Origin of the sequence: Halobacillus sp. GSS1, from assembly GCF_017307035.1 — a bacterium.
GTDB lineage: Bacteria > Bacillota > Bacilli > Bacillales > Halobacillaceae > Halobacillus > Halobacillus litoralis.
Window position 1 is genome coordinate 1 of sequence record NZ_JAFLHE010000020.1, and the last position, 14,754, is coordinate 14,754.

Here is a 14,754-nt window from a genome sequence, read left to right on the forward strand (position 1 = left end):
TATAGTGGAGTGGGGTGGATTGTCTATACACGGTCTTAAAAAGTGCGGTATACTTGAAGTAGTAAAGGAATAAAGAAAGGGCGATAGATGTTGATTTGTTCTCAACCCATATTCGAGAGAACGCGTGTCATTGAAAATAATCAGCAGCTCTATTTAGAGAAAGAAAATAAGTTGAAGCTGTTTGAAACAAGCGTGGTGTCGCCAAAGGAAACTTTTCCTCTTCATGCCATTCATGACGTTTCATATCGGAGATCTTCGTCCATGTATGGAATGCTTTATTTGCATACACACAAAGGTGTACGGGCCTATATGGTGAAAGAAGATCCCAGTCCTTGGATGAAAGAGTTAAAAGCATGTCTTTTAAATAGATGATATAAATTAAAGGATATAGGACGTGATGGAGTGGAAGTGATTTCAGAGAGTGACCGTATTTATCTTCGGGAAGTCTTACTTGAAGACTGGTCAGCCTTTCACCCTTATTCATCGAACGAAGAGACGGTAAAACACCAGCCGTGGGGCCCGAACACAGAGGAAGATAGTCTCTTTTTCGTCCGTCAAATTATCATTGATCGGCAACAAAGACATAGAAGCCGCTATGTTTTTACCATTGTAGAAAAAGAAATGGATGAAGTGGTTGGTAATATTGAGATGAACATTCGAGACTGGGATGGAATCGGCGAAATCGGTTTTATCATTCATCAAGATTACTGGGGAAGAGGTTTGGCGACAGAGGCTGTTCAATTGATGATCAATTATTGTTTTGAGCATTGTGAACTTCAGCGAGTCGTAGCCACATCAAATCCGGAGAATACAGGATCGATTAGAGTATTAGAAAAGGTCGGTATGATCAAAGAAGGAATTCTTCGGAAAGATTTACTTGTGAAAGGCAAATGGCAGGATTCGTGCGTCTACAGTATGCTGAGAGAAGAATGGATAGAAAAAAGCGCAAGGCCTTAGGCCTTGCGCTTTACTTATGAAGCATTTAGTTTGTCATTGACTGTAAGGCGTCGAACAAGCTGAGAGCTGTCCTTATTCAATCCAACAATCTCGACATCTATATCACGGTCTTCATATTTCGTTATCAGTTTATCAATCGCAGCGACAGCTGAGTCATCCCAAACATGGGCATGGGTAAAGTCAATCACTACATGGGATGCTTTCACATCATAGTCGAAATGCTTAAGCAAGCTGTCTGTGGAAGCGAAGAAGACTTGACCACTTACATGGTACACCATTTTTTCTGTATTCTGGTCGAATACTTCCTCAACTTTCACTTTTGAAATCTTAGCAACGAAGAAAATAGCACTTAAAATGACACCAGCAATGACACCTTTAGACAGATCATGAGTCTGTACAACTGTACCAACGGTTACAAGCATGACGATACTGTCTGTAATCGGAGTCTTTTTGAAGCGTGTCAGTGAGCTCCAATCAAATGTTCCAATGGAAACCATGATCATGACTCCGACGAGGACGGCCATAGGGATTTGAACGAGAAGATCATTGAATACAATAATCAGCAGCATCATAAATATTCCTGCCACAAGTGTTGATAATCGTCCGCGACCGCCTGAGGATACGTTAATAACGGATTGACCGATCATGGCGCAACCAGCCATTCCACCAAAGAAACCGGAAACCACATTGGCCATTCCCTGTCCTCTGGCTTCTTTATTTTTATCACTTACTGTATCTGTCATATCATCTACAATTTGTGCAGTTAGTAACGATTCAAGTAATCCAACAAAAGCAAGAGCCAGTGAAATAGGGAAAATAATTTGTAATGTTTCAAACGTCAATGGGATATCTGGTAGAAGGAAAATAGGCAGTGTACTGGATAGTTCTCCCATATCCCCTACTGTTTTCAATCCAGCTCCTGTCGTGATGGCGATGATTGTCATGACGACTATAGCCACCAATGGTGAAGGAACGGATTTGGTGAATCTTGGTAGAATATAAATAATAGCTAATGACCCTACTACCATCGCATACATAGCTAATCCTGCCCCTTCAAAATGGACAAGTTGTGATGAGAAAATAAGAATCGCTAGGGCATTCACAAAACCAATCATGACTGACCTAGGAATGAACTTCATAAGCTGTCCGATTTTCAATGCGCCTAAAGTAAACTGTAAAATCCCCGTCAAAATCGTAGCAGCCAGTAAATACTCTAAACCATGGTCCTTGACTAAGGTGACCATCAAGACAGCCATAGCTCCGGTCGCAGCAGAAATCATACCTGGACGACCACCCATAAAAGCAATGACGACAGCGATACAGAAGGAAGCGTACAAACCTACCATGGGGTCGACTCCAGCGATGATAGAGAAAGCGATCGCTTCAGGGATGAGCGCCATAGCGACGACCATGCCTGAAAGCACATCGTTTTTTACGTTTCCGAACCATTGTTGTTTAATTGTTTCTGTGTTCAATTGCGCACCTCTTTCTACTTTTTATATTTTGTATTGTCCGTAACAATACGGAAATCCGGCAAGAACGATCAGATTATATCACCTATAGGGGATATTACATAACCCCATGTAAGCGCATAAATAATTATTTTTCTCTTTTTTCCTCCTTTTTTCGATTATATAGACCCCAACTATACAAAATTCATATTATTGTAAGTTATTTAATGGTAGTTTTTTCACCTTAATGATGAATGAAAATGGTAAAATGGAAAAAACAAATGAAGTCGACTGGGGGAATTCCGATGTATAAGAAGATATTAGTAGCAGCAGATGGATCCGAACACTCTATCCGGACAGCCGAACGTGCTGCAGAGCTTGCCCACTTACAAGGGGACGGTGAAATTACAATCGTTTATGTGATCGACGGTGAGCAGTCTAAGTCAGATGTCTTATCCGAAGGTGATCAAAGCATGGTTGAGCAGCGTCGGCAGCAGAGATTGAAACCTATTGAAGAAATTCTTCTGGAGAAAAATGCTTCGTATCAAGTAAGCATTCAACATGGTGAACCGGGTCCGACGATCGTTAAGTATGCAAATGAAAATAACTTTGATCTTGTAGTGATTGGAAGTAGAGGTTTGAATACCCTGCAAGAAATGGTATTGGGAAGTGTAAGCCATAAAGTGGCGAAGAGAGCGAAATGTCCAGTTATGATTGTGAAATGATGGCTATTATACTCTAGAAGGGAGATGTTTATCCATGAATGAACAAGGCTGTATTAAATGTGGAAGCACAGACGCAGGAAAAAAGGATGTTTCAATGACAGGTTCAGGTCTATCAAAAATGATGGATGTCCAAAACAACAAATTTACCGTCGTTTATTGCAAGAATTGCGGATACTCAGAGTTTTACAACCAAAATGCTTCCAAAGCAGGTAACATCCTCGACTTTTTCTTTGGAGGTTAAGCCAACTGAAACATGTAGATTAAAAAAGCCCTGAGTTTTTACTCAGAGCTTTTTTTAATCTTCAAAGGATCTTATAGTATTTTCTTTGGACCATACGATTTAAGTAATATTGTGTGAGAGCAGTGATCGTCACCAACACAAGAATTAGTACACTACCGACGGTCCATATTCCTTGCAAGCCACTATTCCACAAAATGAGAATAATGATCCCAAACACCGCTGATTCCAATGCTAGAGGGACTATTCCAATAAACCTTCCTTTAAAAACTTCCCTTTCATCTGTCCAATTCAACTTCGGACTGTACAAATCAATCATAAGCCCTGCGATGCTGGCGACCCAGCCTGTAATAAGAGAAATCACGAACCAGAGCAGCCATATGGTGAAAGGGACTTTAAGAACGATTAATGCAGCCAAGGCTAGAAGCATGATGGATAAACTATTCATGAAAAAGGAGACAAGCAGTTTACTTAGAATGACCGTTGATGCTGGAATAGGCAAGTATAAATGGTTGAACCAGCTCTTCCCGTCTCTGGACACGGAAGAGAAGGAGGCGGGATTAATTCCTAGTGCGACAACTGTGATCCCAAACATCCCTAAAATGACTTTTTTTCCTTCAATAACATTGAGTTGAGTCCCCCACCCTGTAAGAGGTCCATTGGGGTCCAACATCATAATGATAATTAGGAATACCGGAAAGAAGAGGCTCTGCACGACAATTTGTGTGAAAAAAGTAGGAGTTCGAAAGATGATGCGCATCTCTTTTTTCCATAAACTCATTAATAGAGACTGCTGCTTTACTTGTTTTTGAATCTTTTCTTCATCAAAGTCGCTTCGCTTTCCTCCAGATAAACCAAGCACACCTTTAAAGTATAACCTTTGGCCAACAGTAAGGAATACAAAGAAGGCCCCTAGCGATAATGCGACAAACAGAAGGAAGTAAAATACTCCAGTCCACTCTCCGATTTCAGTTAGGGCGATACTACTGAAGTAAGCAGTAGGGAAGAATTTTGTTACAAGTTCAAGAAGAGCATTCTGCTGTGTTAACATTTCTGCTACGTTACCTGTTCCTGAATCCAAGCGGAGCAGTACATTAATTCCTATAGCAAAGACAAACCCCAGGAGCCCGACGAGTACTTTTGTACGATCTTTATTTTTAGATATATTGGCGAATCTCATAATGAACATAAGAACGATAGCCGTTAAGACGAAAGGTATGATGGGTGTTAATGCCCAAATGATTAGAGCTGAAAGATAATATAGGACGCCGGCTCCGCTATGTAAGCCAAAGAATATGAGAGAGGGGAGCAGCAAGATCGTATTTAAACCATATAACGATAGAAAAGGAACCGCAGACTTCCCAAATAAGATTTGATAAGGTTGAAAAGGCAAAGATATAAAAGACTCCACATCTTCGGCGAAGTAAAAAGAACTGAGTACGGTCCCTATACTTGTAAAACAGAAAATAAAAGTCATCATGACAAACAATAATCCAAGAATGACCCCTTCGTTCCCTAGTGGTTCAAGGGCGGCATACATGTTACCGATGATTCCTTGAATAAAAAACAAGATGAGCAATCCGAAAGGGATCATCATTAAACCAATCATGACAAATCCGAATTTTTCCATGTTGCTTTTATTGGCCATGGATAATTGCATTTTGACCATGATGCGCATCAATTTCCATGCTTTATTCATTTTGAGTCAACTCCAGGAACAAGTGCTCGAGATTATCATCATCTTTAAATTGCTGTCTCATCTCAGCCATATTCCCTTTGAATTGCACGTGCCCATTATTAATGATGGCAACCTCATCACACAACTGTTCTACTACTTCTAAAACATGGGTGGAAAAAAAGACAATTTTCCCTCTTCTGGCATGGTCACGCATCATTTCCTTTAATGTATAGGAAGACTTCGGATCCAGTCCCGTTAACGGTTCATCCAGAATCCAGACATCTGGATCATGAAGCAGTACACCACTGACTACAATTTTCTGTCTCATCCCATGAGAGTAGGTTTGGATATGATCATTCAAAGCCTCATAAATTCCAAAGCTTTTTGTCAAATGTTCAATTTTTTCTTTTCGGATATCCTTTGGGACTTCAAATACATCAGCAATAAAATTCAAATATTCAATCCCTTTTAACCTTAGAAAAATGTCTGAACGGTCAGGGACATACCCAAATTGATGCTTGGCCTTCATCGGTTCTTTCGCTACATCGATGCCATTCATAATGATCGAACCTTCATCAATGGGCAAAATCCCTGTCATCATTTTAATCGTTGTTGATTTTCCAGCTCCGTTTGGACCGAGGAAGCCGAATATCTTGCCATCCGGGACAAAAAGGTCAAGGTCTTTCACCGCTTGTTTCCCTGCGAAGCTTTTAGAGATACGATTGATTTCTATCATATTTTCACCCTTTACTTAAGTTGCTTTCCTCTTTTCTATACGAAAGAAAAGGGGGAATGTTTCAATTTTCCAACACCACTGTCTTTATTCTACTTCTCTGCTTATTGAAGAAAATGGCAGGTTTCTTAAAGACTCAGTTTCGAGACGTTTGTTGAGTGGATGGGGCTACGGGGAATAACTCGCTTTCCGCGGGAGCGCGATGAGCCTCCTCAGGCTGACGCCTTGCGGGGTCTCACCTAGCACTCTTTTCCCGCAGGAGTCTCGCAATTCCCCTCCGCCCCTTAACCAAGGAAGGTTCTCGAAACCACTACTTAAAACTCAGCTTGTATGGTTTTGGGAAAGGATAATATTAATTCTGCCCAGTGGGCATTCAGAAAGTGAAACCTTGATACAGAAGCTTATCCCCACTCTAGATGGGAGAGTGGGGGACACTCCATCTCGGTATAGGGGGTTCGTTTCTCCCTCATATGAAATGGGGTGGTTGGGAAGCTGCGAGACTCCCGTGGGAGAAGGAGATAGGCGAGATCCCGCAGGACGCAGTCCGAGGAAGCTCGGCGCTCCCCCACAGGAAAGCGAGTTGCTTCCCAGCCACCCCTGACGCTCAACCCAGGCAACGAACCCAGAAACATCTCGAAACCGAATCTTCCACTAAAGGGAGCTTTTGTGGAATTGTTTTATTGATTAAATAAAGAGGACCATATGATCTTCGTCTAAATAGCGATCAGGTAATTTGATGGCTTTTTCCTCTGTGCCATATGTCTGGAAGCCGAGTTTTTTATAAAGCTCCTGAGCTGGGTGATTATCTGTAACTACGCTCAAGTGAAGTACTTCCAGCTCGATGGCCCTTGCAAATTGAATCAACTCTTCAACCAAAAGTTCCGCACCACCTTTGCGTCTATGTTCTTTAGTTATGTACATGGCTACAATGGAAGCTTTGTGGGAAAACTTTGGGTGAGTTTCTTTCACTAAGGTGACGACACCTGCGAGCGTTTCCTCAACAAATAGCCCGAACGTACGGGAGGTTTCACCTTCCAATCTTTCAGCAGTTGTGTTGATCGGATCTGGCCGTTGTTTTTCTTGTTCATATGTAGTGATAAAAGCATCAGGGTTGGTCAGTAGCGCTTCTAGCCTTAAATCGTAATATTCTTTAGCGTCCGCTTGATTCAATTCACGTACTTGCATAATGAATGACCTCCTTCGGTTGTTCCTAGACTAGCGAAAAACTATGGTAAAGTAAAGAGAGAACGTATTTAATGACGGAGGTAATCTCATGACTGAAAAGGAAAAAATGCTGGCAGGCGAATTGTATAAATCCTGGGATGAAGAGTTGACGTTGGAACGGTCCCGTGCTAAACAACTGATGTATCAATTGAACCAGACAAAAGATACAGAAGACCATTATCGTAAGCAGCTGATTCATGACCTTTTTGGTACGATTGAGGGGGAAATGGGACTCGAAACCCCATTTTATTGTGATTATGGTTACAATATTCATGTAGGTGACGGTTTTTTCGCTAATTACAACTGTGTATTTCTGGACGTCTGTGAGATTCGTATCGGAAAAAGAGTCCTGATCGGTCCGAATGTACAATTGTATACGGCTACTCATCCAATGGATCGGGAGACGAGGATGAGTGGCTTGGAGGCTGGCAGACCAATTACCATTGGGGACGATGTATGGATCGGAGGAAGTGCTGTCATCAATCCTGGAGTAACGATTGGAGAAAACGTCGTGATTGGATCAGGGGCAGTGGTGACGAAGGATGTTCCACCGAATGTGTTTGTAGCTGGAAACCCTGCAAAAGAAATTCGAAGGGTGGACTAAAATCATAAGGGTAGTCGTTCCTCCAATTTTTCGTTATCATACTAGAGGGTGCATGCATACGTAATAGAAAAAGAGAGGATTGAGCAAATGATCAAACGTAAGAGTCAAAGAGAAATTGAAAAGATGCACGAAGCAGGGAAGCTTCTTGCTAGTGTTCATAAACAATTACGCACGTTCATTAAACCTGGTGTAACCACTATGGAAATTGAAAATTTCGTTGAAAAGTACTTAGCCGAACGCGGAGCTACTGGAGAGCAGAAAGGCTACCAGGGATATGAATTCACTACATGTGCTTCCATCAATGATGAAATCTGTCATGGTTTTCCACGGCAGGAACAGCTGAAGGAAGGCGATATCGTGACGATCGATATGGTCGTTAACTTAAATGGCTTTCTTGCTGATTCTGCCTGGACGCATGCTGTAGGAGAGATTAGTGAAGAAGCTCAAAAATTGATGGATGTCACGAAAACTTCTCTTTATAAAGGGATTGAGCAGGCTGTTCCTGGGAAGCGCATCGGCGATATCGGTCATGCTATTCAATCCTATGCAGAAGGAGAAGGTTATTCGGTCGTCCGTGATTTCACAGGACATGGAATTGGTGATTCCATTCATGAAGATCCTTATATTCCTCACTTTGGTGCAGCTGGAAAAGGGGCGCGTTTGAAAGAGGGGATGGTCATAACGATTGAACCGATGATAAACATTGGTGCATGGGGAAGCCAGATGGACGAAAACAACTGGACAGCTCGCACTGTTGACGGCTCCCTTTCTGCTCAATACGAGCACACCGTCGCTATTACAAAAGAAGGTCCTATGATTCTTACCGAACAGGACGAAGAATAAGCAAAAAAAGAAGGCTCTCACTGAGCCTTCTTTTTTTTATTGAAGAAAATGGCAGGTTTCTTGAAGACTCAGTTTCGAGACCTTTTAGGGTTCGTTGCCAAGGTTGAGCGTCAGGGGTGGCTGGGAAGCTACTCGCTTTCCTGTGGGGGAGCGCCGAGCTTCCTCGGACTGCGTCCTGCGGGATCTCGCCTATCTCCTTCTCCCACGGGAGTCTCGCAGCTTCCCAACCACCCCATTCGATGAAGGGGATAACGAACCCTTATACCAAGTTGGAAGGTCTCCCACTATCCTTAATGTTGTAGTCAGAAAACGCTCTGTATCAAGCTTATAGGGTTCAAGTACCTCGGCTTGGGAGTATTATCCTTATGCTCTCATCACATAGAATAGCTGATTATTCAGGAAGTGGTTTCGAGATACTAATATAGCAAAGGGGCGGAGGAAAATGGCGAGACTCCTGCGGGATAAAAGTGCTTGGTGAGACCCCACAGGACGCAGTCTGAGGAGGCTCACCGCGCTCCCGCGGAAAGCGAGCTATTCCCCGCAGCCCCCATCCACCCAACAAAAGTCTCGAAACTGAGTCTTCCACTAAAGGGAGCTTTAGTGGAAGATTCGGTTTCATTTGGGCATAAAAAAAACTCCCCTATGAAAGGGGAGTTTTTCATACGTTCTTATTTTTGAACGTTAGCTGCTTGTGGTCCACGCTGACCTTCTTCAATTTCGAAAGTTACAACTTGTCCTTCTTCAAGAGACTTGAAACCTTCTTCTTGAATAGCGGAGAAGTGTACGAAGACGTCGTCTTGACCTTCTACTTCGATAAATCCAAAACCTTTTTCTGCGTTAAACCATTTTACTGTACCTTCAACCATGTACGTTACCTCCTGCGTGGAAAAATTCCACATTGTATTACTATTCTTGCTCTTCAAGTTCCATCAAGACGACATCTTACGAAACATCTTCTCTTGCATGAATCTGATCGAACAACGAATAATTAACCTTAGTATAACAGATGGCCAAAAGGAATGAAAGCCCTGTAAAGAAAAAGTTTTCCCAACTAATGGGAATGTTCATTCCTGCGGCTGGGTGAGGTAAGCTTGATTCATTAACGAGAATAGAGACTTCTCTACAATGGCATCGACCTCAGTATTCTGAATGCGGGCGAGATCGTAGAGTGGACGTCCTTGCTCCAATAAATGTTCGACAATCAAATAGCCAGTGTAATTGGCTTCTTTTTCAAAACCTGAGGCCCCTGTGCCTTTTGTAAATGAATAAAGGGCTTCATAATCGGTTCTGTGCAGGTGTGGTTGGATGTTCATCATGACACGGTTCGGTTCGCGACTGCATTTTTCCTGTTCCCAGCATAATGGAAAGTCGATCATTCCACTCTCTTCTAAAACTTCTTCGGTTGTGTGGGCTGCCATCCCTTCCTGGAAGATCAACTGCCCTAATGTTCGTGTATGGCTTGGAGCAAGTCCGGATTGGCTGCAGTGGACAACACGTGTTAATTCTTGAATCAACCGGGTCCGGCTGGATGTTAGTTCGACAGGAAAGCATAGGGTGTAATGCTGGTCTTTTTCCATAATGAATGGATCTGTTTCAAATGTACCAACAAAAAACATGACGGTCATTCTAACAGGTGATGTACAATGCAGAATTTGTTTAATGGATTCTACATAACCATTCACTTCTAAAGGGCCAATGTCAAAATATTGAATTTTGTCATAAATTTGTTCGTATCTATTCCATGCATATTCAATCATTTCTTTGGCTAGCTGCCCCTGTTGATAGCCAGGCGGGGTATAAGGAAAAGCGTATTGATCGGTCCATAATTCATAACGTCTGTGCATCGGTGTTTGGGAGGCTTGGTCATAAAACGTAAGGAAACGATCCAACATTTGTTTGCATCTGACATCATCCATGATGATCCCTCCGAATATTTAAGTATTAGTTAAAAATTCCAGGCGTTTTTTCCAAACGGTGTGAGCATCTTTACCTATCCAAATTAAATGACTATCGGAGTCAACTTCAAAAATTTCACAATCAGGTACGGAAGATTTTAGCAATAAAGCATTCGTATACGGCACACTTCGATCTTTCTGTGAATACATGCCGAGAACTGGCACCTGAATGCCGCTTATATCCGGGGTTTCGTGTTCAAGATCTGTGATGAACCCTCTGCCGGATTGTGAAGTCGCCAGCATATCGACTATAAAACGGCGGTCATTAGGGGTAAGGTTTCCCAGATAATCTTCAACATTCTCTGTTGTTAAATCAGCCAGCAATTGTTTCAAAACCAAATCAGGGAATAATTTAAGCATGGTTCGGAGGCTGCTCCAAACAAATTTCTCTGCTGGCCCAAAAAGGAGCGAAGCCCTTTTCTTAACATCATTTTCCCATGAAGTGAGGAGTGCTGCTTCGAGCAATAGACGATCCACCCGGTCAGGATGATGCACGGCTAGAGCGATCCCAGTAGGACCCGCCGCCGATATAGAGATGACGTTCACTTTTTCGAGTTTAAGATGGTCGAGTACTTCGACGATTGTATTGGCAAAATCCTCAGGTGATCGGCCTGTGGAGAGCTCGGTGTAATCGTAGCCGGGACGAGAAATCGTTAGTAGAGAAAACCCTTCATAGATCAGACTGCTGTGAGATAAGTCGGTATCTCTTGTGGAATGACCACCTTTCAGTAACAGAACAGGAGGGCCGGACCCTTTATATGTAAACTCTACTATTCCTTTGGATGTATCGAGGAGCGTTGTCGTCAATGGGTTCATCCCTTTCTTTCGTGTTTTTCCATACATTCAATATAAGCTATAATGAAAGAAAATGAAACATCAGACGATTCTGAAAAAAGGGGTTAAAAAATGAGAATTGTGTCGATTTGTCCCAGCAATACTGAAATTGTCGCTAATCTTGGGCAGACGCACCTGTTGGTTGGTGTCGATAATTATTCTGATTATCCCAAGGAAGTAGGACACCTTCCGAAGCTTGGTCCTGACTTATCTATTGATATCGAAAAGGTGGCTGCGTTGAAGCCGGATCTCGTTTTAGCATCTTTGTCTGTTCCTGGAATGGAAAAGAACATTGAGGGATTGGAAGAATACGACCTGCCCTATATCATATTGAATCCGAACACGTTATATGAGATTTCTGAAGATATTCGTCGTGTAGGAAAGGCAATCGGAGTGGAGGAGAAAGGCCGCCAGCATGCGGAAGCCTTTATGAGTGAAATCGATGACTTTAGACAGCAAGCCCAACAGATGGAGCAGAAGCCTACTTTGTATTGGGAGTGGTGGCCAAAACCGATATTCACACCAGGGAAATTGAACTGGCTGAATGAAATCAGTGAACTGTCTGGTGGTGTTAATCTTTTCCATGATCAAGAAGTCGCTAGCTTTCAAACCGATTGGGAAGAAGTGAAAAAACGCGATCCAGATCATATATGTATGGTGTGGGTAGGGGTGAAGGAAGAGAAAATGAATCCTGATCTTATTAGAAGAAGACCTGGTTGGTCCGAACTTAAGGCTGTGAAGCATGATCGCATTCATGTACTGGAAGAGTCCCTCTTTTGCCGACCAAGTCCGCGTTTATTGGAAGGTCTTAGAAAGATTTACACTGTTGTTAAACATGAAAACAGCAAGTGAGTCAATCACTTGCTGTTTAGTGAGTTTTCCCTTTATGTTTCGGAACAGCCAATTCTTTAAAATTTGTGGCGAGATCGTTCAATTGTTTCGACAGAAGTTCTCCTTCCATTGGCAGACCGTGGCCGGTGATAGCTACTGATGGCTGGAGCGATGCTAGTTCCTTAACCGATTTTTCCGCTTCCTCCCAGTTATGAGTGAAATATGCGGGCGGACCATGTACGTGCTGATGTTGAGTAAACACAGCCATACTTGATTCCTGTTTGACTGTAATAAATGCATCCCCGGCAATGAGTGTCTTGTCCTTATCTCGAAACAGAGCAATATGACCCGGTGTATGTCCAGGGGTGTGGATGAAACGCCACTCTTCAAGAAAAGGAATGGTCCCGTCGTTTGGTAGTGGATGGATGTATTTACTCAAATCTGCCTGGTGAGTAGGGAAGAAAGGTGATAAAAGTGAAAATAACCCACCTCCAACGGTTGCATCACCTACAGGGTAATCTCTTTTATCTGTTACATAATCCATTTCCATTGGATGAATGTATATAGGAATCTTCCATTCTTCTGCCAGCTGCTTAGCTGAACCGACATGATCGAAATGACCATGGGTCAAAATAATGGCTTTCGGTTTTGTTTGTCCATACCTCTTCTCGGCGGCTTCCATAATCCGTTTACAATAATGTCCGATTCCACAATCAACGAGCACCCAATCTTCGGCCCCCTCTTTACCAATAAAAATAACATTGACAATTAACGTGCGGTAAAAGGCGATATCATCCAACACTTGTTCAGCTTCTGCATGCCCCATATGATATTCTTCGTTCGACTGATTTTCATGTTCCATTTGGTCCATGCCTATCACCTCGCTCCCTCATTGTTATTATTTAGTGTAAGTCAGAGAAGGGGAATTATTCACCATCCTTTTGTTTAGCCATGATAGGCGTTATATTGCAGGAATCGTGTCAGCCACAGGCAGTCTAAATCGCTTTTTATTGGGGAACCAGTGAATAAAAAAAGACTCTCCCTTTACGTAAAGAGACGGTCTTTCATCTGTTAGTTTGCTTTATCGAATGTTTGAACTTTCGTTTGCTTTGGGGTCAGTGTTTTACCTGTCATTCCAAATAAAATCGTGAGCAATGGGCTGAGTAAGCAGAAGAAAGCAAATGGCAAATATTCGAGAACGGGTACACCGAGGACGCCGGATAAAAAGACACCACAAACACTCCAAGGTACAAGCGGGTTAATGACGGTTCCGGCATCTTCCAGTGTTCTTGACAAGTTCTTCCTTGCAAGACCAGCTTTTTCATAAATATCCTGGTAAGCTTCTCCCGTAAGCAGGATGGACAAATATTGTTCACCAATGGCAATGTTGATTCCAATCGCTGTAAACGCTGTAGCCAGCGTAGCGGATCGTGCCGATTTCAACGATTCCTGTACCCGCGTCAAAATAGAAGGGATGATCCCTGTAACAAAGAAGAGACCTCCAAGAGCAAGAGCGAGAATGACCAGGGCTACAGTGAAGAGCATCCCGTTCATACCGCCGCGTGTTAACAGCTCGTTAACAATTTCATTTCCTGAATTTCCTTGGAAACCATCAAACCATGTTCCAAAAAGAGCGCCCCATTCCATGACACCGCGTAAGCCGGCAATCATTGTGGCAATAATGCTGCTGATGGCAAGGGATAGGAAGGCCGGACGTTTGGTTATTGTCATAAGCACAAGTGAAGCTAATGGAATCCAGGAGGTCCAGTGCATCAAGCCTGTATCACTAAGCCCGGCTTGAAACGTATTCAGTTGCTCAACATCCGGGCTTCCATCCGGGGATAGAATCATGAACAGGATAAAGGTAATTACAAAGGCTGGAATCGTTGTCCATGCCATGTTTTTTATGTGCTCAAATAAATCAACGTTCACAACTGTGGATGCCAGATTGGTCGTATCGGAAAGCGGGGACATTTTGTCACCAAAGAATGCCCCAGATACAATGGCTCCAGCTGTCATGGCTAAGGATACGTCCATCGATTGAGCGACCCCGATGAGCGCGACCCCAACCGTCGCTGCTGTTGTGAATGAGCTCCCTAAGGCAACTCCAACAATGGCTGTTACAGCAAACACGATCGCAAGGAACCATGGGCCTCCAGCCAGCAGGAAGCCTGCATTCATTAAGACGGGAATCGTTCCGCTTGCCATCCAGCTTGAAATTAGAACACCAATGACAAAAAATAGCAGGACAGCCCCCATTCCTGTCTGTGCTCCTTGAGTCATCCCGTACTGCAGATCTTTAAAGCTCATTTTTCTATAAGACCCATAGGCGATCATAATGAGTATCCCGATTAAAATCGGAATGTGTGGGACGGTTTGAACGTCAATGATAAAATAACTGATGATTCCAATGGTTACGAGTAATAGTAATGTGGATTCGATTAAGCCTGGTAGCTTTTTTGGCTGCAGATGAAGCATAGGAATTCCCCCTCAATTTTTCTTATTCTTTACTTCTTGGGCCACATTTAAAAAAATAAAAGCCCCGTCCCTGAAAAACAGGGACGAAGCTCACACTCCGCGGTACCACCCTTGTTGGTAAAGAAAACCCTTTACCCACTCTGTTGGTGTATCATTTGGTATGGAATTCTGTAATTCGATGGAAGGATGCCCAAGTTCTCACC

The 14,754-nt window shown here is 42.9% G+C and carries 15 protein-coding genes; 6 read left to right on the forward strand and 9 right to left on the reverse strand.

The annotated features are described in order from the left end of the window. The first annotated feature begins 402 nt into the window (after nt 1–402). A complete protein-coding gene (locus tag J0K78_RS18865) occupies nt 403–957 on the forward strand; it encodes a GNAT family N-acetyltransferase (protein WP_206948457.1) in 555 nt (184 codons plus the stop codon). Nucleotides 958–971: 14 nt separating this feature from the next. Here J0K78_RS18865 and J0K78_RS18870 read toward each other — a convergent pair whose 3' ends face one another. Beyond that, nucleotides 972–2,432 (reverse strand): SulP family inorganic anion transporter, encoded by a 1,461-nt coding sequence (locus J0K78_RS18870; protein WP_206948458.1) that lies wholly within the window; start codon nt 2,430–2,432, stop codon nt 972–974. Nucleotides 2,433–2,713: 281 nt separating this feature from the next. Here J0K78_RS18870 and J0K78_RS18875 point away from each other — a divergent pair, with 281 nt between their 5' ends. Together J0K78_RS18875 and J0K78_RS18880 are read left to right on the forward strand one after the other, a co-directional pair. After that, a complete protein-coding gene (locus J0K78_RS18875) occupies nt 2,714–3,133 on the forward strand; it encodes a universal stress protein (RefSeq protein WP_206948459.1) in 420 nt (139 codons plus the stop codon). Between the two features lie 34 nt (nt 3,134–3,167). After that, nucleotides 3,168–3,374: a zinc ribbon domain-containing protein gene (locus J0K78_RS18880; RefSeq protein ID WP_206948460.1), complete on the forward strand. Its 207-nt coding sequence runs from the start codon at nt 3,168–3,170 to the stop codon at nt 3,372–3,374. A 61-nt stretch (nt 3,375–3,435) separates the two neighbouring features. On the opposite strand, the gene J0K78_RS18885 is transcribed toward J0K78_RS18880, so the two are convergent. The 3 genes from J0K78_RS18885 to J0K78_RS18895 all read right to left on the reverse strand — a co-directional run bounded on the left by J0K78_RS18885 (nt 3,436) and on the right by J0K78_RS18895 (nt 6,967). Next, on the reverse strand, nt 3,436–5,070 hold the full coding sequence (locus tag J0K78_RS18885) for a putative ABC transporter permease subunit (RefSeq protein ID WP_206948461.1): 1,635 nt from the start codon (nt 5,068–5,070) through the stop codon (nt 3,436–3,438). Beyond that, the gene (locus J0K78_RS18890) at nt 5,063–5,785 is read right to left on the reverse strand and encodes an ABC transporter ATP-binding protein (protein WP_206948462.1); all 723 of its coding nucleotides are present in this window, start codon (nt 5,783–5,785) and stop codon (nt 5,063–5,065) included. Before J0K78_RS18890 ends, J0K78_RS18885 begins: the two co-directional genes overlap by 8 nt. Before the next feature lie 681 nt (nt 5,786–6,466). Then, nucleotides 6,467–6,967: a GNAT family N-acetyltransferase gene (locus tag J0K78_RS18895; RefSeq protein WP_206948463.1), complete on the reverse strand. Its 501-nt coding sequence runs from the start codon at nt 6,965–6,967 to the stop codon at nt 6,467–6,469. A gap of 88 nt (nt 6,968–7,055) precedes the next feature. Between J0K78_RS18895 and J0K78_RS18900 the strand changes: the two genes are divergently transcribed. Then, nucleotides 7,056–7,610 carry a sugar O-acetyltransferase gene (locus J0K78_RS18900; protein ID WP_206948464.1) on the forward strand — a complete coding sequence of 185 codons (555 nt, stop codon included), beginning with the start codon at nt 7,056–7,058 and terminating at the stop codon, nt 7,608–7,610. Nucleotides 7,611–7,697: 87 nt separating this feature from the next. Beyond that, complete coding sequence (gene map, locus J0K78_RS18905; protein ID WP_206948465.1) at nt 7,698–8,453, forward strand: type I methionyl aminopeptidase; 756 nt, start codon at nt 7,698–7,700, stop codon at nt 8,451–8,453. A 668-nt stretch (nt 8,454–9,121) separates the two neighbouring features. On the opposite strand, the gene J0K78_RS18910 is transcribed toward map, so the two are convergent. The 3 genes from J0K78_RS18910 to J0K78_RS18920 all read right to left on the reverse strand — a co-directional run bounded on the left by J0K78_RS18910 (nt 9,122) and on the right by J0K78_RS18920 (nt 11,215). Beyond that, the gene (locus tag J0K78_RS18910; protein WP_035510016.1) at nt 9,122–9,319 is read right to left on the reverse strand and encodes a cold-shock protein; all 198 of its coding nucleotides are present in this window, start codon (nt 9,317–9,319) and stop codon (nt 9,122–9,124) included. Nucleotides 9,320–9,517: 198 nt separating this feature from the next. Further along, the gene (locus tag J0K78_RS18915; protein ID WP_206948466.1) at nt 9,518–10,369 is read right to left on the reverse strand and encodes a hypothetical protein; all 852 of its coding nucleotides are present in this window, start codon (nt 10,367–10,369) and stop codon (nt 9,518–9,520) included. An 18-nt stretch (nt 10,370–10,387) separates the two neighbouring features. After that, complete coding sequence (locus J0K78_RS18920) at nt 10,388–11,215, reverse strand: alpha/beta fold hydrolase (RefSeq protein ID WP_206948467.1); 828 nt, start codon at nt 11,213–11,215, stop codon at nt 10,388–10,390. Between the two features lie 99 nt (nt 11,216–11,314). On the opposite strand from J0K78_RS18920, the gene J0K78_RS18925 reads away from it, so the two are divergent. Continuing rightward, a complete protein-coding gene (locus J0K78_RS18925; RefSeq protein WP_206948468.1) occupies nt 11,315–12,094 on the forward strand; it encodes a cobalamin-binding protein in 780 nt (259 codons plus the stop codon). Between the two features lie 16 nt (nt 12,095–12,110). Here the strand turns inward: J0K78_RS18925 and J0K78_RS18930 are convergent, their stop codons facing one another. Together J0K78_RS18930 and nhaC are read right to left on the reverse strand one after the other, a co-directional pair. Next, complete coding sequence (locus J0K78_RS18930) at nt 12,111–12,944, reverse strand: MBL fold metallo-hydrolase (protein ID WP_206948469.1); 834 nt, start codon at nt 12,942–12,944, stop codon at nt 12,111–12,113. Nucleotides 12,945–13,144: 200 nt separating this feature from the next. Continuing rightward, nucleotides 13,145–14,551 carry a Na+/H+ antiporter NhaC gene (nhaC, locus tag J0K78_RS18935; protein ID WP_206948470.1) on the reverse strand — a complete coding sequence of 469 codons (1,407 nt, stop codon included), beginning with the start codon at nt 14,549–14,551 and terminating at the stop codon, nt 13,145–13,147. Between the last annotated feature and the right edge of the window lie 203 nt (nt 14,552–14,754).